Raw genomic sequence first — 23,211 nt, 5'->3', positions numbered from 1 at the left:
GGCGGCCGCCCCATCACGATACCGTTCGTCGGCCGGACAGCGCGGCCGTTAGAGGACGCCTTCGGCCTCCAGGAGTCCGTGGAGTTCGGCCATCGAGAGGACGATGGTGTCACACGCGGGTTCGACGGCCGGTTTCGGATCGAACCCGACCGACAGGCCCGCGACTTCCAGCATCGGCATGTCGTTGGCCCCGTCGCCGACGGCGATGGTGTCGGCCATCTCCACGCCGACCGTGCCGGCCAGGTCTTCGAGGGCGTCGTCTTTGGTCCCCTCGATGAGCGGGCCCTCGACCTCGCCGGTGAGTTCGCCCGCTTCCACCGGAAGCCGGTTGGCGACGATGGAGTCGACGGTGACACCGGCCTTTTCGAGTGCGCGCTCGACGCCGCGCTCGAACCCACCGGTCAGGATGGCGGTGTGGATGCCGGCCTCGTTGAGGTGCTCGATGACCATGGCGGCGTCCGCCCGGAGGACGACCTGATCGAAGGCGGCCTCGGCCTTGTCCTGGGTGAGCCCCTCCAGCAGTTCACACCGACTGCGGAGGCTCTCGGCGTAGCCGATCTCGTCGTTCATCGCCCGCTGGGTGATCTCCGCCATCTGGTCGGCGACCCCGCACTGCTCGCCCAGCAGGACGGTCATCTCCGAGTCCGAGAGCGTGCCGTCGAAGTCGAAGGCCACGAGTGTCATATTCTCCCGTTCGCGGCCGGGGGCTTCAAGGGCGGTGGTTTTCGTCGGTCGGCGTCGCCGACCCCGAACCGTCCCCTGCGCTTATATCCGCTCGTGACTACGTACGCGGCATGGCCGACACCCCGCCGGACGATCTCGAGGCCCCATCGGACGAGATGGCGGAGATCGACGACGACGAACTCGACGACGTGGACGACCACGTCCGTGACCTCATCGACGACCTGCAGGACGAATCCGACGCCTCCCTTCGCTCGGCGATCCGGTACGCCGCCGACGACTACGACGTGCTCTTTCTCCGCGAAGACGTGGCCGAGACCCTCTCGCTCCCCGAACGCGAAGAGCGCGCCGAGACGCTCATCATGAAGGGACTGAGCGATCCGCCACAGGAGGGCGCGCTGTTCGATTTCGGCACGCTCGACGCGACGATGCGGTTCTACGACAACGTCCTCGTGGCCCACTTCCCCTTCCGTGAGTGGTCGGGAATCGTGTTCACCTTCGACCGGACGGAGGCACCGCTTGTCGATCTCGTTCACGAACAGCTGGACGAATAGCCGTCAGAACGTGGTCCACGTCCGGGGGCCGAAGTCGCCGCCTCTCACTTTGAGCTCGGGGCCGTTTCCGTCCTCGCGTACCTCGACCAGCGCGTCGAACACCTGGGTCAGCACGTCCAGCGACTCGGTGTTGCGCGCGGTCGTATCGAGCGTGAACGCGCCGGCGAAGCCCGAGGACTCGATGCGGCCGGTCATGACGTGGGCGAACTGGTAGACCCGTCGGAGATCCGCGTACATCAGCATCGTCGACAGCGAGTGCAGACCGACGCGGGCCGCGCGGTCGGCGTGGTAGAACTCCCGCAAGAAGCCCGACGCGGCGATCCCGACACCCGTGAGGTCGCCGGCGCTGGTGACGTACTTCACGGTATCGCTGTCCCGGTGCTGGGTGAACCCGCGGCTCCGGGAGACGCAGTCGACCGACCGGATGTCCCAGTCGTCGGCGTCCCGGCCCGCCAGAAAGCGCTCCCGGAAGCGGTCGGCACCGCGCTTGGTCGTGACGAGGAGGGCGGTCCCGTCCGGACTGGCCCCCACCAGGTCGAACAACAGCCGGCGCTTGCCAGTCATCGCTGGTCCGGCGATCAGCACGCTCTCCCCCGTCGGGAGCGCCTCCAGGTCGAGCGGCGTTTCGGTCCCGTCGCTCACACCACCGCTCAGGGCCGCCCGCTATATCAACCCTCTCCCAGCGTCGGGACGTGACCGGGGGTTCGACCGCCTGCGCTCGGGCGACCGTGCGGACGAATCCCACGCGAGGCGGACGCTCGCTCCCGATACGGTGCGAGGCGATGAAGAAAGGGTTATGCCGGCAGGCTGGAATGGGTCGACCATGAAGGTACTCGTCACGGACCCGATCGCCGACGCAGGGATCCAACGCCTGCGCGCGGCGGGCCACGACGTGGAGACGGCCTACGACGTGGAGGGTGAGGCACTGCTCGACGCCGTCGCCGACGCGAACGCGCTGATCGTCCGCTCGGGCACCGAGGTCACCGACGAGGTGCTCGATGCCGCGAACGACCTCGTCATCGTCGGTCGCGCCGGCATCGGTGTGGACAACATCGACATCGACGCCGCGACCGAACACGGCGTCATCGTCGCCAACGCACCCGAGGGCAACGTCCGCGCGGCCGCCGAACACACCGTCGCGATGACGTTCGCCACCGCCCGCTCGATCCCGCAGGCCCACGTCCGCCTCCGGGGCGGCGAGTGGGCCAAAGGCGAGTTCCTCGGTACGGAACTCAACGGCAAGACGCTGGGCATCGTCGGCCTCGGCCGCGTCGGCCAGGAGGTCGCCAAGCGCCTGGGTAGTCTGGGCATGAACCTCGTCGCGTTCGACCCCTACATCTCCGAGGAACGGGCCGACCAGCTCGGTGCCGACCTCGCGGACGATCTGGAGGCGTGTCTCGACCAGGCGGATCTCATCACGATCCACACGCCGCTGACGCCCGAGACCGAGAACATGATCGGCGAGGACGAACTCGCCACGCTCGGCGGCGGCTACGTCGTCAACTGCGCCCGCGGTGGCATCATCGACGAGCCCGCGCTGGCCGAAGCCGTCGAGAACGGCCAGCTGAAGGGGGCCGCAATCGACGTGTTCGCCGAGGAACCGGTCGATCAGGACAACCCGCTCCTGGACGTGGACGACGTGATCGTCACGCCCCACCTCGGCGCGAGTACGGAGGCCGCACAGGAGAACGTCGCGACCGCCACGGCCGATCAGGTGCTGGCCGCGTTCCGGGGCGAACCCGTCATGAACGCGCTGAACGCCCCGTCGATGGACGAGTCGGCGTTCCCCCGCGTGCGACCGTACATCGACCTCGCGGAGACGGCCGGCAAGATCGCCGTCCAGCTGTTCGACGACCGCGTCGAGGAGGTCGAAATCTCCTACGAGGGCGAGATCGCCGAGGAAGAGCTGGATCTGGTGACTGCCAGCGCCCTCAAGGGCTGTTTCGAGCCCCTGGAGTGGCAGGTCAACGCCGTCAACGCGCCCCGGATCGCCGACGAGCGCGGTATCGACGTAACAGAGAAAAAGAGCCGCTCCTCCGAGGACTTCCAGAGTCTCGTTACCGTCACCGTCCGCAACGGTGACGACGAGGTCAGCGTCTGTGGCACCCAGTTCGCCGGCGAGGACCCGCGGATCGTGCGGATCGACGGCTACCGCGTCGACGCCATCCCGCACGGCCACATGCTCGTCGCGCGCAACGACGACGTGCCCGGCGTCATCGGGTTCATCGGCTCGACGCTGGGCGACCACGGCGTCAACATCGCGGCGATGTTCAACGCCCGCGAGACCATCGGCGGCGAAGCGCTCTCGGTCTACAACCTCGACGACCCGCCGAGCGACGAGGTGTTCGACGCGATCCTCGACGACGAGCGGATCATCGACGTGAGCTACATCAGCCTCAACGGCGCGGCCGAAGACGACGAGTAACCGGGCACGCAGCTCTTTTAAAATACTCGCGACAGTGCGTCACGGAGCCGTGCACCGATACCCGGTTCGGTCTCGTCGCTCTCGAACTCGATCTCGACGGCCCCGTCGTCGACGTGCGTCCGGGGGCTCTCCGCGGCCAGAAGCTCCTCGTAGCGGTCGATCACCGCGTCGAGTTCGCGCTCTTTCCGGGCGACGCGCTGTTCCAGCAGGGCAATCCGCGCTCTGAGGATCTCGCGTTCGGTCGCTCGCAGGCGCGCGGTGTCGGTGCGCGGGAACCGGCCGGTTGCGGGCCGCGTCCCGAGATCGGGCGGCGGCGCGGCCGGAATCCCGTCCACGGCCCGCTCGTCGGCCGATCCCCCGGGGGCGGCGTGTGTCGTGTCGGAAGTCATCTCGCGGACGTACAACTGTGTCACCGACTCACGTAAAGCCCAGTCAGACGCCCGGCACACGGGCGGCCGACGCCGTGTTGTCGGGCGATTACCGGAGCGCGCCCAGCACCTTCCCGAGCAGGCCGTCGCCGTCGAGGCTGACGCGTTTACCCGCGAGGTGGTCGAGGACTTTGTCCGTGTCGTTGGGGACGGGTTCGGGGTCGGCACCGGCCTCGGCGGCGGCCTCGGGGTCCTTGAGGAGGTGGCCGGTGGTCAGACAGACCACGTCCTCGCCGGGGTCGACCTCGCCGGAGAGACGGAGTTTCCGCAGGCCGGCGACGGAGGCAGCGGAGGCAGGTTCGACGCCGACGCCCTGTTCGGCCAGGTCGCGCTGGGCTTCGGTGATGCGCTCGTCGGAGACGGCGACTGCGGTCCCGCCCGTGTTGCGGATGCCGGGCAGGGCCTTCGGCGCGTTGACCGGGTTGCCGATGCGGATGGCGGTCGCGCGGGTCTCGACGTCGTCCCAGCGCTTGGTGTCTGCCAGGTCGTTCTCGATGGCTTCGACCATCGGCGCGGCCCCCTCGGCCTGCACGCCGGTGAGCTTGGGCACGTCGCCGGGCGCGAGTGCACCGCTGCGAACGAGTTCGCGGAAGGCCTTGTACAGCGCCGCGGTATTGCCCGCGTTCCCGACGGGGAGGACGATCCGGTCGGGGAACCGCCCCTCGTCCTCGTAGAACCGTTCGAGGATCTCGAAGCCGATGGTCTTCTGACCCTCCAGGCGGAACGGATTGAGGGAGTTCAGCAGGTAGGCCTCGCCCCGACTCGCCAGGTCCTGGACGATGTCGAGACACGAGTCGAAGTTGCCGTCGACTTCGAGGATGCGCGCGCCGTGGAGACTCGCCTGGGCCACCTTCCCGGCGGCGACCTTCCCGGCGGGCAGGAGGACGAGGGTTTCGAGGTTTGCGCGGGCCCCGTAGGCCGACAGCGCGGCGCTGGTGTTGCCCGTCGAGGCACAGGCCAGGCGGTCCACGCCGACTTCCTGGGCGACCCGGACGCCGACGGTCATGCCCCGGTCCTTGAACGAGCCGGTGGGGTTCATCCCCTCGTGTTTGATCCGGAGGTTGCGGACGCCGATGTCGTCCTCCAGATCGGGGACGTAGTGCAGTGGCGTGTCACCCTCGGGGAGCGTGACGCCCTCCTCGAAGGGGAGGGCCTCGCTGTAGCGCCAGACGCCCCGGCCCTCGAAGTCGTCGAAGGTGGGCGTGTCGGCGTAGCGGGCCTCCAGCAGGCCGTCGCAGTCGTCACAGGTGTAGCGCACGTCGTCGAAGGGGGCGAAGGTCTCGCCGCACTCGATGCAGGTCAGCCAGACGCCGTCGTCGGCGGCCTCGGGCACCGTCTGCGGACCGCCGAGTTCGAGATCGAGGGTTGCCATTACCTGACACGACGGCGCGCCGGCGCAAAAGTGGGGTGGTTTCGCTCCGGGACTCGCGGGGCCGTCAGGCCCCGTCTTCGCCGAACTCGTCGATGCGCTCGTGGACGTAGGCCGCCCACTCGTCGAGCGTCTCGTGCATCAACTCGCGGGCCTCCGGGACCGGCGTCGCCGTGTACTGGTAGACGTGCCCGCCGTCGTCCAGCAGTCGCCGGTTGCGACTGGCCAGCCCCTTCTCCCGGAGCGTCGACAGCGACCGGTTGACGTTCGAGCGGTCCCGGTCCAGCACGTCCGCCAGTTCGGCGACGGTACTCTCGGGCCGCTCGGCGAGTTCCAGATACGTCCGCGCCTCGTGGCGCTGGACGTCGAACACACAGGTCAGCACGTCCTCGAACCCCGGCTCGTCGTCGAGCATCAGTTCGCGAAACCGGTCCGGTTGCGGGTCGACCGTTGGCATCACTCCCGAGTTGGACGCCCCGCCGAATAAAACGAGGAGTTACTCCAGGCTCACCGCTCGACGGCACTCAGTTCCCGGCCAGTCCGTCCCCGCGCAACCGGACCCGACCACCCGCCGCTCCCTCCTCGACCGCCACGTCACAGCCAAAGCGCGCGAGCAGGTCGACCCCAGACGCGACGTGCTCGGTCACCGCTGGCACGGTCACCTCCCCGCCTCCCATCGCCAGGAACGGCAACAGTTGATCCGCCAGATGGCGGTCCACCGCGGCTCCGGTGCCCTCGAAGGCATCGAGCGCATCCACCGGCTCGCGTCCGACTTCCTCGGCCGGCTTGCCCTTCTCGCCCAGCGCGTCCAGCCCCGCGATGCCGTTCGCGTAGTCGGCCCGAACGGTGCAGACCGTCCCCGGCGAGTCACTCTCGACGTAGCCGACCAGTCGCTCCTGGACCGTCCGGCCCGCACCTTCCAGCCGGTCGACCGCGGCGTCGGCCTGGCGCGTTGCCACGTCGGCGTCGGCCAGGTCCGCACTCGCCACCGAGTACACCCGGACGCCTTCGGGGTCGCCGCGCTCGCCGAGTGCGAGCGGTGTCGGATCGACCGGACCGAGCGTGAGCGTCGCCCGTCCGCCGCCGACCGGGTAGAAGCCGCGTCGTGTGGCGTCGACCGCGACCGGGACGCCCAGTCGGCGCAGGAGTGGGAGTTTCACGCGGCGGTAGGTCGTGAGCGGCGGCGACCACGCAACGTCCGTCCCACCGGTCGCCGACAGGCGAATCGGCGCGTCCGCCGCCAGCGCCAGCGGCACTACAGTGTCGAACACGAGTGTAACACTCCCCGCGGTCCCGACCGTGACCGACGCCGACCCACCCGGCCGCCCGCCGGGCTCGAACGTGACGGTCTCCGACCCGAGGTCGATCCCGGTGACGGTCGCGTCACAGACCGCCGCCACCGCCTCGACGGCCGCGGCGTGCTGGGGTTTCAGTCCCGGTTCCGGCCGGTCGCCCCGGACGTTCTCGACGCGAACGGCCCGGTCGGTCAGGGCCGCCAGCGCCAGCGCGGTCCGGAGGAATCCCCCGCCCGCGTCCCTGCCGTCGAGTTCGAGCATGAGACACAGTAGCCCGCCGTCGGGCAAAAACGCGCCGTTCCCGTGTCTGGAAAAGCCGATCCGGTCCAGAAATTTTCTGATGATGTGACACGAACTGCCGAGCACAGTGTGGGTAGCACGACGGGAAATAGCGGCACACGGTTCGTAATCCGCGATAGTTTCAAATAATAGTAATCGAAAACAACCCGTGAAGATGTCTCAGGGGGCTGATGATGCGGGGGAGTGGCAGTGTCTGCTGGAGGACCTGCCGGTGATGTACGTCCACACACGCACCGAGGACGGGCAGGCGGTAATCGACGTGTGCAACGAGCGGTTCGTCGAGACGCTGGGCTACGACCGCGAGTCGCTGAAGGGGCGGCCGCTCGCGGACGTGTACACGCCCGAGTCGGCGGCGACACTCGAAGCCGGCGACGCGCGACCGGCGGCCGACGCCGACCCGGCCACCGAGCGGCGCAAACTGGTGTGTGCCGACGGCACTGTCGTCCACACACTCGTCCGTGCAGTGCCACGAACGGACGGCGACGGCGTCATCGGCACCCGGTTTCTGTTCGTCGACATCACGATGCGCGAGCAGCGCCGCCGGCAGGCGACCGTCCTCAACCGCCTGCTCCGGCACAACCTCCGCAACGACATGACCGTCGTCTTGAGTCACGCCCGCCTGCTCGCCGACGCACTGGACGAGACCGAGCAGGACTCCGCCCGGAAGGTCCGCGACATCGCCGAGCGCTGGGACCGCCTTGTCGAGAAGGTCCAGCGCATCCGGCAGGTCCTCTCCCCGGAGGACGACTGGCGACCGACCGACCTCACGACCGTCCTCGAACGCGTCGAGAGCGACCTCAACGACCGCCACCCCGACGCCCACGTCCACATGCTGCGCCCCTCCGAGGGTGTGGCCACCATCCGTCCCGAGGTCGAACTCGCCCTGACGGAACTCTGTGAGAACGCCATCCAGCACGCCGACGCCGACGACCCCGAGGTCGTCGTCACCGTCGGTGTCCCCCCGGACGAACCCTGGGTCAAACTCACCGTCACCGACGACGGCCCGCCTATCCCCGAGAGCGAACTGCTGGCCCTGCGCGACGACGAGACCACCCCGCTCGTCCACGGCACCGGCCTGGGGCTGTGGATGGTCCGCCTGGCCGTCGAACGCGTCGGCGGCCACGTCGCCGTCGTCGAGAACGACGACGATGGCACTGCCGTCACGATCCGCTATCCGTGCCGGAACTGACCGGAAAACCAGCGCCGGGCCGCTCAGTCGTCGTCTTCGGTCGTGGTCTTCTCGACGTCCAGTTCGCCGAAGTAGATGTCGCGCCTAAATTTTACGTCCTCGGGTTCCCTCGCTCGCAGTGCTCACTTCGGGAACCTCTCGTCGCAAAATTTAGTATAAAACTGCTTCTCGCGGGCCATCGTCTGCTCGCTATGCTCGCAGACTCGTCCGCGAGAAGGTGCTGTGCTTGCCCGCTCAGTCGTCGTCTTCGGTCGTGGTCTTGTCCACGTCCAGTTCGCCGAAGTAGATGTCCGCGCCGTCCTGCGCGACCTTCTCGGCCAGAACGGCGCACTTGATCCGCATCGGTGAGATGTCGACGCCGAGCATGTCGACCACGTCGTCACGGTCCAGTTCCTGGAGTTCCTCGATCGTCATCCCCTGGAGCTTTTCGGAGAGCATCGACGCCGAGGCCTGCGAGATCGCACAGCCGTCGCCCTGGAAGGCGACGTACTCGATCGCCTCTTCGTCGTCGTCGAGTTGTACCTGCATCTCGATGGTGTCGCCACACATCGGGTTCTCGCCGACGTGTGTGAACGTGGGGTCCTCCATCTCCCCGTAGTTGCGCGGGCTCTTGTAGTGATCGAGGATCTGCTGTCGGTACATATCGGAGCCGCCGACCATTGGTACTCATTGATAGACGAGTGCGACGCAAAAGGCTTCCGAGCCACCTTTTTCCCGCGGGGGTCGCGTGGCGACCCCCGCGGCAAAACCGTGGTTCCCGCGAACGGAGTGAGCGGGTGTCCACGAAAACCGGAGGTTTTCGGTATGCCACGAGAGCTCCGCTCTCGTGAGCACTCGAAAGACGCTCCGCGTCTTTCGGTGGCGAAAAAGCGGAACTCGCGCAGTGCGCGAGTTCCGTTGCTGTGCTGGTGCCACCGCCGACCGCACCCCGGCCGCTCGCTTTGGGTCAACTGTTTTTGCCGCCCCATTCGTAGCCGACCACATGGCACTCCAACTCCCGCTGGCCCTGCTGGGTCTCGCCGAACTGCTCGCCCCACGCGAAGTCGTCGACTTCTGGATGGATCTCGCCGTCACCGACGACAGCGAGGTCGAACTTCGCCCCTGGGTCTACACCGCCGCTCGTATCGAAGGCATCCTCATCCTCCTGTGGGTCGTCTCGCGCCGCGGCGGCGACGCCGACGACTGACTCCGCTCGGCCGCCCCGGCGAGGATAGTCACGGATAAACACGCCCAGATGTATCCCCAGCCATGAACCGCGCAGACTTCCGTCGCGGCGTTCGCGACGTCGCCCCGCTCTTGCTCGGCGTGGCCCCGTTCGGACTCGTCGCCGGCATCGCGGCCGCGAACGCCGGTCTCGACCTCACGCAGGCCGTCGGGATGTCGGTGATCGTCTTCGCCGGGGCCTCCCAGCTGGCCGCGCTGGACCTCATCGGCCGGGACGCGCCGCTCTCGGTCGTCGTCCTCACCGCCGTCGTCATCAACCTCCGCATGTTGATGTACTCGGCCTCCATCGCCCCCTACTTCCGGACGTTCGCCGCCCGGGTCAAGGCCGGTCTGGCCTACCTGCTGACCGACCAGGCCTACGCCCTCTCCATCGCCAGCTACCGGGCCGAGGCGTCGGTCGACCGCGTCGCCTACTACCTCGGCGTCGCCGTCACGCTGTGGGTCGTCTGGCAGCTCACCACCGCCGCCGGCGTCCTCCTCGGGACGGGCGTCCCCGACGCCTGGGGGCTGGAGTTCGCCGTCCCGCTCGTCTTTCTGGCCCTCCTGGTCCCCGCGATGGAGGACGGCCCGACCACGGTCGCCGGCCTCGTCGGCGGGACCGTCGCCGTCGCCGGTGCCGGCCTCCCGCTCAACCTCGGCCTGCTGGTCGGCGCGTCGGTCGGCATCGTCGCCGGACTGCTCGCCGAGCGACCCATGGAGGTGAACGCCACCGATGGCCACTAGCTACGCCGATCCGCTGGTGTGGGGCGTCATCCTCGTCATCGGCGTCCTGACCTTCGCTATCCGCCTCTCCTTCATCGGGCTCTTTGGCTACCTCGACGAGATTCCGCCCCGGCTCGAACGCCCGCTCCGGTACGTCCCTGCGGCCGTCCTCGCGGCGCTGGTCCTCCCGGCGTTCGTCACGCTCGAGGCCAGCGGCCTCGCGGCCGACAAACTCGTCGCCGGCGGCCTCGCCGCCCTCGTCGCCTGGCGTACGGAGAACGTCTTCGCCACCATGGCCGCCGGGATGGGCACGCTCTGGCTCGTCCGATTCCTGGTCCTCCCGGCGCTCTGACCGACCGACTTATTCCGGATGGTGTCATCGGCCCGAACGATGCTCGGTCGCTCTGGCACCGACGCCTCCGGCGTTCGCTGGGCGATGGCGACAGTCGTGTTCGTCCTCGGTGTCGGACTGCTGGCCTACGGTGTCGGCCGCTCGACCGGCGCGCTCGACTGGCGACTGCCACCGGTCGCGTACTTCGCGGTGGCCGTCGTGTTGTTCGCCCACGCGGCGCTCCAGTTCCGGCGGCTGTAACTCCGAATACGTCCGAATCGGTCGCGTCGGAGCCGCTCAGGCGAACAGCTCCCGGGCGTCCTCCAGCGCCTCCACGAGTTTGTCCACTTCCTCCCGCGTGTTGTAGATGTAGAAGGACGCCCGGGCGGAGGCGGCGACGCCGAGCTTGTCGTGCAGGGGCTGGGTGCAGTGGTCGCCGGCCCGGACCGCCACGCCGTGGGCGTTGAGAATCTCTGACACGTCGTGGGCGTGGACGCTCTCCAGATTGAACGAGACCAGGGCGGCGCGGTCGTCGCCCGCCGGCCCCAGGATCTCGATGTCCTCGAACTCCGAGAGCCTGTCGTAGGCGTACTCGGCCAGGGCCTCGCCGTGGCGGTGGACGTTCTCCATGCCGATCTCGTCGAGGTAGTCACACGCCTCCGCGAGGGCGATGCCCTGTGCGATGACGGGCGTGCCGGCCTCGAACTTCCAGGGGAGGTCGTGCCACGTGGAGTCGTCGAAGGTGACCTTCTCGATCATCATGCCGCCGTAGAGGTACGGCTGCATCTCCTCCAGCAGGTGCTTCTTGCCGTAGAGGACGCCAACGCCGGTCGGGCCGCACATCTTGTGGCCCGAGAAGGCGAAGAAGTCGGCGTCGATTGCCTCGACGTCGACTGGCATGTGCGGGACCGACTGGGCCCCGTCCACGAAGATCAGCGCGTCCTGTTCGTGGGCCAGGTCGGCCAGTTCCGAGACGGGGTTCACGGTCCCGAGGGTGTTCGAGACGTGGACGACGCTGACCATCGCGGTGTCGGGCCCGATCAACTCGCGGGCGTGGTCCATGTCGAGGTAGCCATCCTCGTCGACCTCGATGAAGCGGACCGAGGCACCGGTCTTCTTGGCGATCTGTTGCCAGGTGACCAGCGCCGCGTGGTGTTCCATCTCCGTGAGGACGATCTCGTCGCCCGGCCCCAGTTCTTCGAGGCCCCAGGCGTAGGCGACGGTGTTCATCGACTCCGTGGCGTTTTTCGTGAAGACGATCTCCTCGCGCTCGCCGGAGGCCCCGATGAACTCCGCGACGCGGTCGTGGGCGTCCTCGTAGGCGATCGAGGCCTCCTGTGAGAGCTGGTGGAGGCCGCGGTGGACGTTCGAGTTGTAGGTGCGGTAGTACTCGACGATGGCGTCGACCACCTGATCGGGCGTCTGACTCGTCGCCGCGTTGTCGAGATAGACCAGCGGCGTCCCGTCGAACTCCCGTTCGAGGATCGGGAAGTCCGCCCGGATGTCCTCGACGGAAAGCGGCGCTGATTCAGTGGTTCCCATTACCAGTTAGGAGGGGTTCCGGACCCAACACTCCTTCGGTCCTGCCAGGTACTGCTAGGTAGCAATGGTTACGCCTGGTCCAGTTCCGGTTCGAACGCCCGGATCGCCCCGCGCCACGCCGCGGGCAGTGCCGTCGGTGTCCCGTCCTCGCCCATGTAGACCTGTGTCGTCTCCCCCGTCGCCGCGAGGGTCCCGTCCTTCGCCATCCGGTAGGCCAGCGTCAGGCTCGACTCGCCCATCTCGGCGGCCCGGACGGCGACCTCGACGCCGCCGCCCTCGTAGGTGATCGGCGCGTGGTAGTCCAGTTCGAGGTTGGCCAGCACGAAGTTGCGGGTCCCGAGGTCCTCGGCGTCGAACGCGCGTTCGAGGTATTCGCCCCGCGCTTCCTCCATGTAGGTCGCGAAGACGGCGTTGTTGACGTGGTCCCAGGGGTCGATGTCGCGGTAGCGGATCGGCACTGTCGTCGTGAACGCGAACTCGGTCATCGCGTCGGGAGAACCTTCGGAGACTCCTCTCAGTTACGATCCCTGCCGTCCATGCGGATCGGTGACGCCGGTCGCCGCTCTCATTACTCCAGCAACGAATCGTCGATCTCGACCCCCAGCCCCGGTCCCTCGGGCGGGGTGACCACGCCGTCCTCGTGATCGACGGTTTCGTCGAGCAGGAAGTCCCGCACGTCGGGCGTCCACGGCGGTTCCATCGGGAACTCACACCACGGCGAGTCGTTGGCGGCCATGACGTGGAGGTTCGCGACGAACCCGATCCCGTTGGTCCAGGTGTGTGGCACGTATTCGAGGCCGTGCTGACGGGCCATCGCCGCCACCTCGTCGGCGCGTTTGATCCCCGTCGCCAGCGCGGCGTCGGGTTGCAACACGTCGAGCGACCCCTGTTTCACGAACTCCCGGAAGTGGTGAATACCGTCGTTGAACTCCCCACCGGCGATGGGCACGTCCGTCGCCTCGCGCAGACGGGCGTACTGTTCGTAGTCGTGGCGCGGGAGCGGTTCCTCCAACCAGCGGACGTCGCCCACGTCCTCCAGCCCGCGGGCGAACTCCAGAGCCTCCCGGAACGACCACTGGCGTTCGTGTTCCATCACCCGTACCGCCCACCCCTTGTTCGCGTCGACCATCAGCGGCAGGTCGGGGTAGGCCTCGCGCACCTCACGGACGATCTCGATGTGGTCCGGTTCGGTCACACGGAGTTTGACCGCGCCCACACCCGCATCGATCACGTCTCCGACGTACTCGATGCGCTCCTCGGCCGGCATCACCTCGCCCGTCGACGCGTAGACGGGAATCTCGCTCGCCGATCCCCCGAGCAGTTCGTAGATCGGCTTGCCGGCGTCTTTGCCGATGATGTCCCACAGCGCGATCTCGACGCCCCACGGCCGCGGGCCGACGAGGTTGATGCTGTCGAGTTTCCGGAGGACCCCCTCCACGTCGTGGGGGTCCTCGCCGAGCAGGAAGTACGATAACGGCTCCGAGAAGTCCATCCCGCCGGCGAAACTCGGCATCGCGCCGTAGCCGGTCAGCCCGGTGTCGGTCTCGATCTCGAACAACTCGACCTCGTGGGTGCCCTGCGGGTAGCCCGGAATCCACGTCGGTTCGAAGCTCCCCCCGGCCTGGTGTTCTAGGTGGTGCTGATCGACGCCGGTGATCTGCATGCGAGGTGGGCCACCCGGCGGGCACAAAAGCGTTCAGCCGGAGCGGTGAGGGACGGAAAGTGGGTGTGGACAGCGGGCGGTGGTCACATCCGCAACAGCTGGGCGTGGCGCGTGTCCTCGATGTCGAGGACGTTGGCCTCCTCGACGAAGCCGTGTTCGATGGCGACTTCGACGGCCCGGGTGCCGACGATGTTGGCCACGGCACAGCGCGCGAGGCTGTCGACGACGGCGTCCTCGTCGACCTCCTCGCCGTCGTAGAAGTCGGCCTCCACGGTCAGGGAAATCTCGCCGTTCTCGAAGGTCTCGCCGAGTACGTCGGGATCACAGACCGACACGAGCAGGCCCTCGTCGGTCTCGCGCTCGTTGAGGATCATTCGTCGAGTCGCTGTTGCTGCTGCTCGTCGACGAGGTCGGCCTCGGCCTCCTCGCGCATCTCCTCTGCCTCCTGGGCGACCTCCTTGGCGCGGTCGAACTCGCCCATCTCTTCGAGTGCGCGGGCCTTTTCCTCCAGGATTCGGGTGTTGCGCTCGCCCAGGCGGATCGCGTTGTCGAAGGCGTTCAGCGCGTCCTCGGCGAGGCCCCGTTCCAGCAGGAAGAAGCCGCGGTTGTACCAGGCTTCGGCGAACCGCTCGTCGATCTCGACGGCGCGTTCGGCGTGTTCCAGGGCCTCCTCGCTACGGCCGAACTCCCAGAGGGCGTAGGCGAGGTTGGTCTCTGCAGTGGCGGCGTGTTCGCTCGAATCGTCGATGTCGATAGCCTCCTTGTACGCGCCGATAGCCATGTCGTACTCTTCGAGTTCGGCGTGGGCCGCGCCCTTGTTGGTCCAGGCCTCCTGTTCGATCCGGTCGTCGTCGGCGAACTGGGCGACCCGCTCGAAGGCGTCGGCGGCCTGCTCGAAGCGGTTGATCTGCATGTAGGACAGCGCCACGTCGAGCAACTCCTCGGTGTCGACCTCGTCGCTCGCGAGGTTGCGCTCGTCGAGCATGTCCGTGAGCGCCCGGGAGTCGATTGGGTCGACCTTGTCCGGGTCCACGTCGAGTTCCGGCGGGTCCAGATCGAACTCGTCGTATGGGTCCTCGAACCCCTGCCCCTCCGAGAACTCGTAGTCGTCGGGCTCTCTATCTGTCATACCGACCGATTGGACGGGCAGGCGGTTAAGAGCTACGTCCACGGGACAGACACGAAAAAGGACGTGTCGTCTCTCTCTCACGGACTCCGTCCGTTCGAGCCGAGGTCGAAGACATCGCGCTCCCCGCTCGCTCGTTCGGAGATTCGTCGCTACGCTCGAATCTCCCGCTAGTCGTCCGCCGGTGCTTCCGTCTCCTCGGTCGGCCCGAGCGATTCCTTGGGCTTGATCGGGTCGCCCGATTCCAGCCCCTGCTCGGCCAGCGCCATGCTCCCCAGGACCTCGATGATGAGGCGGTTGGCGAAGCCGCTGGTGATCCCGCCGTTGTAGGAGTTGGTGTCGCTCACGTCGTAGGCCGGCGAGACCTCGACCACGTCGAAGCCGAAGTCCTCCGGATCGAGCGCCTTGACGACCTCCCGGATCATGTAGATGGCTTCCCGGGGGATCAGCCCGCCGGGCTCGGGTTCGCCGGTGCCGGGCGCGTAGGCCGGTTCCATCACGTCCACGTCGAAGGAGACCCAGACGGCGTCGGTCCCGTCCTGTGCGCGCTGGACCGCGTCGGTCACGATGTCGTCGAGGTCCATGTTTCCGACCTCCATCGCGGTGTACCACTTCATGCCTTCCTCGCGCATCGCCTCGTAGATCTCCGGCCCGGGCCAGAACCCGCGCGGGCCGATCAGGGTGTAGTTCTCGCCGGTCACGAGGTCGTCGTCGAAGACGCGAGCGACCCACGCGCCGTGGTCGTACTCGAAGCCGGTGAGTCCGTCCTCGCCGGTGTCGGCGTGACAGTCGAAGTGGATCAGCCCAACGTCCTCGTAGCCGTTGGCCTCGGCCCAGCCTTTGATATCCGGGTAGCTGATGGAGTGGTCGCCGCCGATGACGATGGGCGTCGCCTGCTCGCTAATCTCGTAGACGGCGTCCTCGATGTTCAGCTGGCTCTGGCGAGTGTCGCCCGGCGAGACCGCCGCGTCCCCGGTGTCGGCGACGCTGAAGTGATCGAAGGGATCGACACCGGTCTCGATGTTGAAGTGCTGGTACGGCGGCGAGGGGACCGTGGAGGCGGCCCGCACCGCGCGGGGGCCATACCGGGTGCCCGGCCGGATCGTCGTCGCCGTGTCCAGCGGGGCACCGATGATGCCCACGTCCACGTCCTCCTCGTCGAGGTTCCCGCGGTCCACTTCGGGGAGTTTGAGGAAGGAAGGGATGCCCGAGAAGATGGGTTCGTTCGCCTCGTCGTACGCCTCGCCGTAGATGTCGCGGCCTGATCTGTCGTCGGTCATGGTTTGTGTATCTGAATGCTCGAACGCGAATCGTCTGTCGCGTTTTTCTCGACGTTTCTGTGTGATCGACCAGTATGCAAAAGCGTTCCCTGAGATGTGTAATACCGTCCCCCATGTACGGCTGGGTCCAGTGGTTGTCACTGGGTGATTAAGGTCCTAGAGGTTGCCGCCGGTGGCGTGCGAGCGTCCGGAAAACCGGTGGGGCAGTCACTCGGCGGTGACCAGGTCGGGGTCCTCGCGGAAGGCGAGGTGGGTGGCGACGGCGAGGGTGTCCCGGGTGTGGCGGGCGCTCCGTTCGAGCATGTCGACGGCGCGCTGGAGGACGAGCAGTGGCTCGGGTCGGCGGTCGCGGAGGTAGCCGTTGACTTCGGCCACGTGATCGTCGACGCTTTCGAGTGCCGTCCGGGCCTCACAGGTCGTGTCGTAGTCGGGTGTGACGACCGCGGTCCGGGTGGCCTCTGCGGCCGTGTCGAGAGCGTCCGCGAGCGCGTCGACGTGGGCGGCGGTCTCCTCGTCGAGCGCCGACACGTCGTGGTCCCGGACCAGCGCGGCGATCTCGGTGGCGGCGTCGGCCATCAACACGATGTCCTGGACCGCCGACCGGTAGCCGATCAGCGGGAAGCCGGTATCGAGGCCGACGGCCCGGTTGAGCCGGGGGTTGCGGTAGGTCGCGAAGACGATCCGGAGGAACAGGTAAAACAGTTTCCGCACCTGTGACTGCCGGTCGATGACCCGCTCGGTCGCCGCGGCGTCACCCTCCCGGAGGGCGGTCAGGGCGTCCCGGCGCATCGTGGCCTCCGTCCGGTAGAGTCGGCCCAGCAGCGTCGCCAGCTCGAAATCGGTCGGCGCGATGGAACATCGGACCGTGATCTCGGTCTCGCGTTCCTCGACGATGCCCAGCCCCATGAGCCAGCGTTCCGCACTGAGGACGGCGTCGCGCTGTGGCCCCGTCAGCGGTTCCGTTCCGGCGATGCGGATGAGTTGCCGGCCGAGGACGTACTGAGTCTCGATGGCCCGTTCCAGCGCGTCGGCGCCGAGCGAGTCCGCGTCGACGGTCGCCTCCTCGTCGGTGAGTGTCGGGTCCTCGGGAACGAGCAACAGCGATCCGCCGCTCTCGTCGCGTTGCATGATGAGTTCGTCCCCCTTCTCGATCCCGTGGTGGCGGACCCAGTCGGCCGGCACCGTCACGCCGAGTGTCGACGACCCCAACTGCTGGACCTTCCGCTTCATCCGGATCGGGTCCCGATTCACGCCCGCTCACTCCGTCGGCTGGAACTGATCGGTCGATGATCGTCCATCTATTCTCGATTTCGTGTTTCGGTCCGCGGCATAAGCGATTACTGGTTCAGGAAAACGTACGAAATGGTGGAACAAATCGACGAACGTGTTATTCGTCGCTGTCGTCACCGCCGGCGACGATGGTCCGGTGGCCCTCCTCGTCCAGCGACCGGCTCCCGTAACTGTCGCGGGTGACGTAACCGACGGCCACGAACACGACGAGGCTCACCGCGGGGGCGATGAACGTCGGCAGGCCGTCGAACGACGCCGTGAAGATGTCGTTGGGGATGTACAGCAGCGTGTTCTGGTAGGCGTAGGTCGTCGGGACGAGGACGAAAAAGACCAGACGCGTGACCGACCCGGCGACCATCGAGGACAGCGCGGCGGGCGTGTTCGCCAGACTCGGCCGGTAGAGGCCGAACACGAGCGGCACCAGCGCCCCGGCGAGCATGATGTCGAACGCCAGCACGAGCAACATGCCGGTCGCCGAGACGCGGAGCGCGAAGAAGATGCCCAACAGCGTGATCGGGACGGCCATCAGCCGCGTCACTTTCAGCAGTTTGTCGCTCTCGCCGCTGAAGAAGCCGCCGGAACCGCCGTCGGTCGCCACGGCCTCGCCCGAGCTGTGTTCCTCGTCGACCCGGATGCCGACGATGTTGCGGGCCATCACCGAGGAGGTGCCGAGGATGGCACCGTCACTGGTCGAGAACGAGGCGGCGACGATACCCGCGATGACGACGGCCGCGAGCCACGGCGGCACGGCGTTTTGCAGGAGGACGTACAGCACCGCCTGGCTGCCGGCCTCGACCCCGAGCGAGGCGAGGATCGAACTCGAGGACAGCGCGACGATGGAGAAGGGGATGCCGATGATCAGCGTACCGGCCGCGCCGATGAAACAGGCCCGCTGGGCCGTCTCGGGGCTGTCGGCCGCGAACACCCGCTCCATGAAGTCGATAGCGACGATGTCACCCAGTCCCAGCGCGACGATGGTCGCGAGGTTGATGTACGCGCCCTGGCTCGGGTCGGTCAGCTGGCCCAGCGCCATCGGCCCCATCCCGTCGGGGATGGTGATGCCGTACTGGGTCGCGACGAAGACGATCAGGCCGATGGAGCCGAAGAAGGCCACGAACGCCTGGATCACGTCGGTGTACGCGACCGCGAACAGGCCGCCAGCGATGGTGTAGGCGAACACGATGGCGGCGATCAACACGACGCCGACGGCGTAGCTGGTGCCGACGAACGTCTGGAAGAGGTAGCCGCCGGCCACGAGGTTCCCGGCCAGCAGGAAGGCGTAACTGATGACCATGATGAAACTCGCCATCATCTCGACGGTGCGGCCGTACTTGCGCCGGAAGAAGTCCGGGAGCGTCGTGAGGTTCATTCGGTTCATCGGCTTGGCGAAAAAGAGGCCAGTGATGAACAGACACAGCGCCAGTCCGATCGGCAACGCCGCGCCGGCCCAGAACCCGGCGGCGGCCACCAGGTCGGTGTTGCCGAGCGTCGCGTTCGCGTCCAGCGACTGGGCCATCAACGTCGCCGCCGCCAGCGGGAGGATCAACCCCCGCCCCGCGACGATGTAGTTGATGCTGTCGCCCTCGATCTTCTGGGAGACGTACAGCCCGACCGCCAACATCACGACGATGGCCCCGCCGACCCCGTAGAGGATGACGCTCACACCACCACCTCCCGTCTCACGGTGCCCGATTCGTCATCGAATCCGGTTCGAAATCGAACTTCTCCAATCGTATCGCCGAAGTGCGCCACGTTCAGGCTCATTTTCGCTACAAAAATTAGGGTCTGATCACAACTGAAAGGCTTTCCCATATGATTGTATATCGAATCCCGTACTGATGCAACGACTCCCGTCGCACATGGCGAATACCTGGACGTACGCACAGATCAGGAAGGTCCTGTCTCGACCGGGGAAATATAAGGTATGCTAGGACAGTCGCGGGAGCGGGTGCCAGTCGCCGGGGTCGGTGCCGTCGCGGCCGACGGGGAGTTCCTGCCAGCGGAGCAGGCCGCGCTGGAACAGCCGGTAACTGTGGGGCGTTCCGCGCGGGGCGAACACGACGAGGGCGTACCGTTCGGGAATCTTCCGGCGGTCGATGTCGGTCAGGCCGGAGGGAGTAGACGCCGACGTGTGGGAGTGATAGCAGATCCGGGGTTCGGGTGGGGCGCGCTCGTCGACGGTCGCGACGAACCGTCGTTCCGGCGTGGTCGCCTCGTTGGGCAGGGGGACGTGTTCGGTCGCGTGGAGGCGTCCGCCGCGGCGCTCACAGGCCAGGAAGCCGCCGGCCTCCCGGGGGTGTTCGGCCGCGACGTGTTCGTCGACGGCGCGAACGAGTCCCTGCGGGATCGTCACGCGTCTGATCCGGGTGAGCGCTACCACGCGGTCGTCCTCGGCGTGATTTGGGACGGCCCACTTAGGACGATTTCGTTCGTGTCACGTGCCGAGTCGGGTCCGAACGTTCAACTCGCCGTCGCCACTGGATCCCGTATGGGCAACCGACTGTTCGTCAGCGTCGACCTCGACGGCCTCGCCGAGGCCGTCGCGGACGTACAGGACCTGTTCGCCGACGCGTCGGGACTGAACGTCACCGATCCGGACCAGGCACACGTCACGCTCTTTTTTCTCGGCGACACCGATCCCGCCCGCCTCGACGAGATCACGGCCACACTCGACACCGCGGTCGCCGAGGCCGATGTCGACCCATTCACTGCCGAGTTCGGCGGTCTCGGCGTGTTCCCCTCACTGGAGTACATCAGCGTCGTCTGGCTCGGCGTCGAGTCCGGGGACGACCAGCTGACGGCACTCCACGAGGCTATCGTGCCCCGGCTGGTCGAGCTGGGCTTCGAACCGCCGGATCACGAGTTCACACCCCACGCCACCCTCGCCCGGATGGAGCACGCCGGCGGCAAAGACCTGGTTCAGGACACAGTCCGCGAACGGGACCCCACGGCGGGCCAACTCCGCGTCGACGAGGTCCGTCTCACCGAGAGCGTCCTCACCGACGCGGGGCCCGAGTACCACACGGTCGAACGGTTCGAGTTGTGAACGAGAGAAGGTGCAGGAACGCCAGTGTGCCACCCCTGGCTGCCGCCGTGACGCCGTCGCGCCGGCGCGTCGGTCAGTCAGCGCCGAATCCCAGTGCCGGGCCACCCGGGAGGAGTCGGGTGAGCGAGTACGTTCCGTCGTCGGTCGGCGTCAGCTCCAGCCGCGCCGTCGCGCCCGGTGAGAGCGTCTTCGCGCGCTCCCGGAGCAGTTCGTCGGCGTAGTCGACCACTTCGACTGTCTCGCCGGTCGTCGGCTTCGTGACCGTCAGGGTACCGCGCTCGTCCATCGCCGATACGATAGTGACCGTTTCTCCACTTCCAGTCGCCTTCGTCGTTGACATCGAATAGTGAAATGCGAAATCGAGATATAAGTGTTTGGTACTAGGTGATAGAAATGCGTGTATGTCTACGGAACACCCGAAAGGCCCTACGACTGTTTAAGGATCACCCCAACACGCGCTCCGTCGTCCGTTTAGGCCGGCCAAAAACAATCAGGTTCGTGATAATTCTTAAGCCGGCGACGTTCGAAGCTCACCCATGGGAACGCTCGCGAATCTGACGCTGGTGTTCGTCGCGGGGCTGATCACGGCCCTGGCCACGGGGCTGGGTGCGCTCCCGTTCTTTTTCATCTCGGAGGTGAGCGACCGGTTGCAGGTCGGTCTCTGGGGGCTGGCCTCGGGGATCATGATCTCGGCGTCGACGTTCGGGCTGATCTTGGAGGGGCTGGCCGAGGCCGACGGCCAGGGTGACTACCTGCTGATGGTCGCCGGACTGGCGGCGGGCGTCGTGCTCGTCGTCGTCGCTAACAGGATCATCTCCGACCACCACTTCGACCCCAGGCAGTACGAGGAGGCCGACTTCCAGAAACTCGTCTTGATCCTCGGCATCTTGACGGTCCACAGCTTCCCCGAGGGGGTCGCGGTCGGCGTCTCCTTCGCCGAGTTGAACCTCGAAGGTGGGCTCGCGTTCGGGCCCTTCGTCGTCCCGCTGCTGGCGGTGTTCATGACCATCGCCATCTCCATCCACAACGTTCCGGAGGGGCTGGCGATCTCCATCCCGCTCCGGTCGATGGACGTGCCCAACTGGAAGATGGTCTGGTGGGCGGTGTTCTCCAGTCTACCCCAGCCTATCGGCGCAGTGTTGGCCTTCTACTTCGTGCGGATCGCCCGGGAGTTCCTGCCGGCCGGGTTCGGCTTCGCCGCGGGCGCGATGATCTATCTCGTCCTTTCGGAGTTCGTGCCCGAGGCCCTGGAGATGGGCAGTGGGCTCCCGGGCCGTGGCTACCGGGAACTGGCTACTGGCCTCGCCGTCGGGTTCGCGGTGATGGTGCCGCTGGCGTTTCTGTAGGCGAGGATGCGGCGGCGGTGCGGATGCTGTGCGGTCGGCCTTGAGTACGTTGTACCGAGCGCGAGCGGAGCGAGCGCTCGGCCTTTTTCGCCCACGTTTTTGCGCCGAGCGGTGGCGAGCCTCGCTCGCCACCCGAGGTCGCCCGAAAGAGCGCTCGCGCTCTTTCGGGATCACGAGAGAGCTTCGCTCTCTCGAACGACGGAAAAAGGTGGGGACGAAAGAACACAAATTTAAGCCGCGGCGGGGTAGAGACGGGCACCATGGGTAAGAAGTCGAAGGCCAAGAAAAAGCGTCTCGCCAAGAAGGACCGCCAGAACAGCCGAATTCCAGCGTGGGTCATGCTGAAGACGGACCGCGAGGTCCAGCGCAACCCCCAGCGTCGTAGCTGGCGTAACAGCGACACCGACGAATAATGAGCGCGAGTGATTTCGAGGAGCGGGTCATCACCGTCCCGCTTCGAGACGTGAACGCGGAACCGAAACACGAACGCGCCGGCAAGGCCATGACGCTGATCCGCGAACACCTCGCCCAGCACTTCAGCGTCGAGGGCGACGCCGTCCGACTGGACCCCTCGATCAACGAGGAAATCTGGGAACGCGGCCAAAAAAAGCCCCCGAGCAAGCTTCGCGTGCGGGCCGCCCGCTTCGAGGAGGAGGGCGAGGCCGTCGTCGAAGCAGAGACGGCATAGCTTTGCTCCGCGCGGCCTTCGCCGGTTCGGCGTACGTCGGCGTCTTCGCCCGGGCCACCGACGACTGTCTGCTGGTCCGCCCCGACGTCGACGAGGACCTCCGTTCGGACCTCGCCGACGAACTCGCGGTCCCGGCCGTCCCGACGACGGTCGGCGGCTCGGGCACCGTCGGTGCGCTGGCGACCGGTAACGAGAACGGCCTGCTGGTCAGCGGCCGCGCCACCGACCGCGAACGCGAGACTATCGAAGACGCCGTCTCGCTCTCCGTGACGGAACTCCCGGGCCGGATCACCGCCGCCGGCAACGTCGTCCTGGCCAACGACACCGGCGCGTACCTCCACCCGGACCTCTCACGCGAGGCGGTCCAGACGGTGCAAGACGCGCTGGACGTGCCCGTCGAACGCGGCACGCTGGCGGGCGTTCGAACTGTGGGCACCGCCGCCGTCGCCACGAACCGCGGCGTCCTCTGTCACCCCAAGACCACCGACGAGGAACTGGACTTCCTCGAAGACCTGCTCGACGTGCCCGCCGACATCGGGACGATCAACTACGGCGGCCCGCTCGTCGGGTCGGGCCTGCTGGCCAACGAGAACGGCTACGTGGTCGGCGAGGACACCACGGGTCCGGAACTGGGCCGGATCGAGGACGCGCTGGGCTACATCTGACTGGGCCGGATCGCGGCGCTCGACTGGAACTCACAGCCCGCCGCCGTATGTAGTTCTCCTGGCAGAT

At 67.1% G+C, this 23,211-nt stretch carries 29 protein-coding genes; 12 read left to right on the top strand and 17 right to left on the bottom strand.

What is annotated here, in order from left to right; translation table 11 throughout:
- Positions 1-48: 48 nt before the first annotated feature.
- Entirely contained in the window at positions 49-684 is a 636-nt protein-coding gene (gene serB / locus MU521_RS07925; protein WP_092690536.1) for a phosphoserine phosphatase SerB, read from the bottom strand.
- A 110-nt stretch (positions 685-794) separates the two neighbouring features.
- Between serB and MU521_RS07920 the strand changes: the two genes are divergently transcribed.
- On the top strand, positions 795-1,235 hold the full coding sequence (locus MU521_RS07920; protein ID WP_092690538.1) for a DUF7522 family protein: 441 nt from the start codon (positions 795-797) through the stop codon (positions 1,233-1,235).
- 3 nt (positions 1,236-1,238) lie between these two features.
- On the opposite strand, the gene MU521_RS07915 is transcribed toward MU521_RS07920, so the two are convergent.
- A complete protein-coding gene (locus MU521_RS07915) occupies positions 1,239-1,877 on the bottom strand; it encodes a DUF7504 family protein (RefSeq protein WP_092690541.1) in 639 nt (212 codons plus the stop codon).
- A gap of 181 nt (positions 1,878-2,058) precedes the next feature.
- Here MU521_RS07915 and serA point away from each other — a divergent pair, with 181 nt between their 5' ends.
- Positions 2,059-3,660: a phosphoglycerate dehydrogenase gene (gene serA, locus MU521_RS07910; protein WP_092690544.1), complete on the top strand. Its 1,602-nt coding sequence runs from the start codon at positions 2,059-2,061 to the stop codon at positions 3,658-3,660.
- A 17-nt stretch (positions 3,661-3,677) separates the two neighbouring features.
- On the opposite strand, the gene MU521_RS07905 is transcribed toward serA, so the two are convergent.
- From MU521_RS07905 to rtcA, 4 genes are all read right to left on the bottom strand, one after another.
- Positions 3,678-4,049 carry a hypothetical protein gene (locus MU521_RS07905; RefSeq protein WP_217630124.1) on the bottom strand — a complete coding sequence of 124 codons (372 nt, stop codon included), beginning with the start codon at positions 4,047-4,049 and terminating at the stop codon, positions 3,678-3,680.
- Between the two features lie 88 nt (positions 4,050-4,137).
- Positions 4,138-5,460, bottom strand: coding sequence for a threonine synthase (thrC, locus tag MU521_RS07900; RefSeq protein ID WP_092690549.1), 1,323 nt, complete (start codon positions 5,458-5,460; stop codon positions 4,138-4,140).
- 64 nt (positions 5,461-5,524) lie between these two features.
- Complete coding sequence (locus MU521_RS07895; RefSeq protein ID WP_092690552.1) at positions 5,525-5,914, bottom strand: helix-turn-helix domain-containing protein; 390 nt, start codon at positions 5,912-5,914, stop codon at positions 5,525-5,527.
- Positions 5,915-5,981: 67 nt separating this feature from the next.
- Complete coding sequence (gene rtcA, locus MU521_RS07890; RefSeq protein WP_092690555.1) at positions 5,982-7,013, bottom strand: RNA 3'-terminal phosphate cyclase; 1,032 nt, start codon at positions 7,011-7,013, stop codon at positions 5,982-5,984.
- A 193-nt stretch (positions 7,014-7,206) separates the two neighbouring features.
- Here rtcA and MU521_RS07885 point away from each other — a divergent pair, with 193 nt between their 5' ends.
- On the top strand, positions 7,207-8,241 hold the full coding sequence (locus MU521_RS07885; RefSeq protein WP_139171081.1) for a PAS domain-containing sensor histidine kinase: 1,035 nt from the start codon (positions 7,207-7,209) through the stop codon (positions 8,239-8,241).
- Positions 8,242-8,475: 234 nt separating this feature from the next.
- Here the strand turns inward: MU521_RS07885 and sufU are convergent, their stop codons facing one another.
- Positions 8,476-8,901 (bottom strand): Fe-S cluster assembly sulfur transfer protein SufU, encoded by a 426-nt coding sequence (sufU, locus tag MU521_RS07880; protein WP_092690561.1) that lies wholly within the window; start codon positions 8,899-8,901, stop codon positions 8,476-8,478.
- A 322-nt stretch (positions 8,902-9,223) separates the two neighbouring features.
- On the opposite strand from sufU, the gene MU521_RS07875 reads away from it, so the two are divergent.
- The 4 genes from MU521_RS07875 to MU521_RS07860 all read left to right on the top strand — a co-directional run bounded on the left by MU521_RS07875 (position 9,224) and on the right by MU521_RS07860 (position 10,759).
- A complete protein-coding gene (locus tag MU521_RS07875; protein WP_092690563.1) occupies positions 9,224-9,427 on the top strand; it encodes a hypothetical protein in 204 nt (67 codons plus the stop codon).
- Positions 9,428-9,489: 62 nt separating this feature from the next.
- A complete protein-coding gene (locus MU521_RS07870) occupies positions 9,490-10,188 on the top strand; it encodes an AzlC family ABC transporter permease (protein WP_092690565.1) in 699 nt (232 codons plus the stop codon).
- On the top strand, positions 10,178-10,519 hold the full coding sequence (locus MU521_RS07865; protein ID WP_092690568.1) for an AzlD domain-containing protein: 342 nt from the start codon (positions 10,178-10,180) through the stop codon (positions 10,517-10,519). The genes MU521_RS07870 and MU521_RS07865 overlap by 11 nt, the downstream gene beginning before the upstream one ends.
- Positions 10,520-10,558: 39 nt before the next feature.
- Positions 10,559-10,759 carry a hypothetical protein gene (locus MU521_RS07860; RefSeq protein ID WP_092690570.1) on the top strand — a complete coding sequence of 67 codons (201 nt, stop codon included), beginning with the start codon at positions 10,559-10,561 and terminating at the stop codon, positions 10,757-10,759.
- Positions 10,760-10,795: 36 nt separating this feature from the next.
- Here MU521_RS07860 and MU521_RS07855 read toward each other — a convergent pair whose 3' ends face one another.
- The 9 genes from MU521_RS07855 to MU521_RS07815 form a co-directional block, all read right to left on the bottom strand.
- Complete coding sequence (locus MU521_RS07855) at positions 10,796-12,040, bottom strand: aminotransferase class V-fold PLP-dependent enzyme (protein WP_092690571.1); 1,245 nt, start codon at positions 12,038-12,040, stop codon at positions 10,796-10,798.
- A 68-nt stretch (positions 12,041-12,108) separates the two neighbouring features.
- Positions 12,109-12,525, bottom strand: coding sequence for an acyl-CoA thioesterase (locus MU521_RS07850; protein ID WP_092690574.1), 417 nt, complete (start codon positions 12,523-12,525; stop codon positions 12,109-12,111).
- An 83-nt stretch (positions 12,526-12,608) separates the two neighbouring features.
- Positions 12,609-13,703: a mandelate racemase/muconate lactonizing enzyme family protein gene (locus MU521_RS07845; RefSeq protein ID WP_092690576.1), complete on the bottom strand. Its 1,095-nt coding sequence runs from the start codon at positions 13,701-13,703 to the stop codon at positions 12,609-12,611.
- An 83-nt stretch (positions 13,704-13,786) separates the two neighbouring features.
- Positions 13,787-14,077, bottom strand: coding sequence for a DUF424 domain-containing protein (locus MU521_RS07840; RefSeq protein WP_092690579.1), 291 nt, complete (start codon positions 14,075-14,077; stop codon positions 13,787-13,789).
- Positions 14,074-14,832 carry a tetratricopeptide repeat protein gene (locus MU521_RS07835; protein WP_092690581.1) on the bottom strand — a complete coding sequence of 253 codons (759 nt, stop codon included), beginning with the start codon at positions 14,830-14,832 and terminating at the stop codon, positions 14,074-14,076. Before MU521_RS07835 ends, MU521_RS07840 begins: the two co-directional genes overlap by 4 nt.
- Before the next feature lie 167 nt (positions 14,833-14,999).
- A complete protein-coding gene (locus MU521_RS07830; protein ID WP_092690584.1) occupies positions 15,000-16,109 on the bottom strand; it encodes an agmatinase family protein in 1,110 nt (369 codons plus the stop codon).
- A gap of 207 nt (positions 16,110-16,316) precedes the next feature.
- The gene (locus MU521_RS07825; RefSeq protein ID WP_092690786.1) at positions 16,317-17,339 is read right to left on the bottom strand and encodes a phosphate signaling complex PhoU family protein; all 1,023 of its coding nucleotides are present in this window, start codon (positions 17,337-17,339) and stop codon (positions 16,317-16,319) included.
- Positions 17,340-17,496: 157 nt separating this feature from the next.
- A complete protein-coding gene (locus MU521_RS07820) occupies positions 17,497-19,062 on the bottom strand; it encodes a high affinity choline transporter 1 (RefSeq protein ID WP_092690586.1) in 1,566 nt (521 codons plus the stop codon).
- Positions 19,063-19,326: 264 nt separating this feature from the next.
- Complete coding sequence (locus MU521_RS07815) at positions 19,327-19,779, bottom strand: M67 family metallopeptidase (RefSeq protein WP_217630125.1); 453 nt, start codon at positions 19,777-19,779, stop codon at positions 19,327-19,329.
- A gap of 108 nt (positions 19,780-19,887) precedes the next feature.
- Between MU521_RS07815 and thpR the strand changes: the two genes are divergently transcribed.
- A complete protein-coding gene (gene thpR, locus MU521_RS07810; RefSeq protein ID WP_092690589.1) occupies positions 19,888-20,445 on the top strand; it encodes an RNA 2',3'-cyclic phosphodiesterase in 558 nt (185 codons plus the stop codon).
- A gap of 73 nt (positions 20,446-20,518) precedes the next feature.
- On the opposite strand, the gene MU521_RS07805 is transcribed toward thpR, so the two are convergent.
- Positions 20,519-20,785, bottom strand: a complete 267-nt coding sequence (locus MU521_RS07805; protein ID WP_092690592.1) for a DUF7999 family protein — start codon at positions 20,783-20,785, stop codon at positions 20,519-20,521.
- 196 nt (positions 20,786-20,981) lie between these two features.
- On the opposite strand from MU521_RS07805, the gene MU521_RS07800 reads away from it, so the two are divergent.
- From MU521_RS07800 to MU521_RS07785, 4 genes are all read left to right on the top strand, one after another.
- Complete coding sequence (locus MU521_RS07800; RefSeq protein WP_092690594.1) at positions 20,982-21,791, top strand: ZIP family metal transporter; 810 nt, start codon at positions 20,982-20,984, stop codon at positions 21,789-21,791.
- 260 nt (positions 21,792-22,051) lie between these two features.
- Positions 22,052-22,204: a 50S ribosomal protein L39e gene (locus MU521_RS07795; protein WP_077206110.1), complete on the top strand. Its 153-nt coding sequence runs from the start codon at positions 22,052-22,054 to the stop codon at positions 22,202-22,204.
- Positions 22,204-22,479 (top strand): 50S ribosomal protein L31e, encoded by a 276-nt coding sequence (locus MU521_RS07790; RefSeq protein WP_092690597.1) that lies wholly within the window; start codon positions 22,204-22,206, stop codon positions 22,477-22,479. Before MU521_RS07795 ends, MU521_RS07790 begins: the two co-directional genes overlap by 1 nt.
- Positions 22,480-22,481: 2 nt before the next feature.
- The gene (locus MU521_RS07785) at positions 22,482-23,144 is read left to right on the top strand and encodes a translation initiation factor IF-6 (RefSeq protein WP_092690599.1); all 663 of its coding nucleotides are present in this window, start codon (positions 22,482-22,484) and stop codon (positions 23,142-23,144) included.
- Positions 23,145-23,211: the final 67 nt, after the last annotated feature.

Origin of the sequence: Halorientalis regularis (assembly GCF_023698535.1) — an archaeon.
GTDB lineage: Archaea > Halobacteriota > Halobacteria > Halobacteriales > Haloarculaceae > Halorientalis > Halorientalis regularis.
This window is presented reverse-complemented; position numbering and strand designations above follow the sequence as displayed.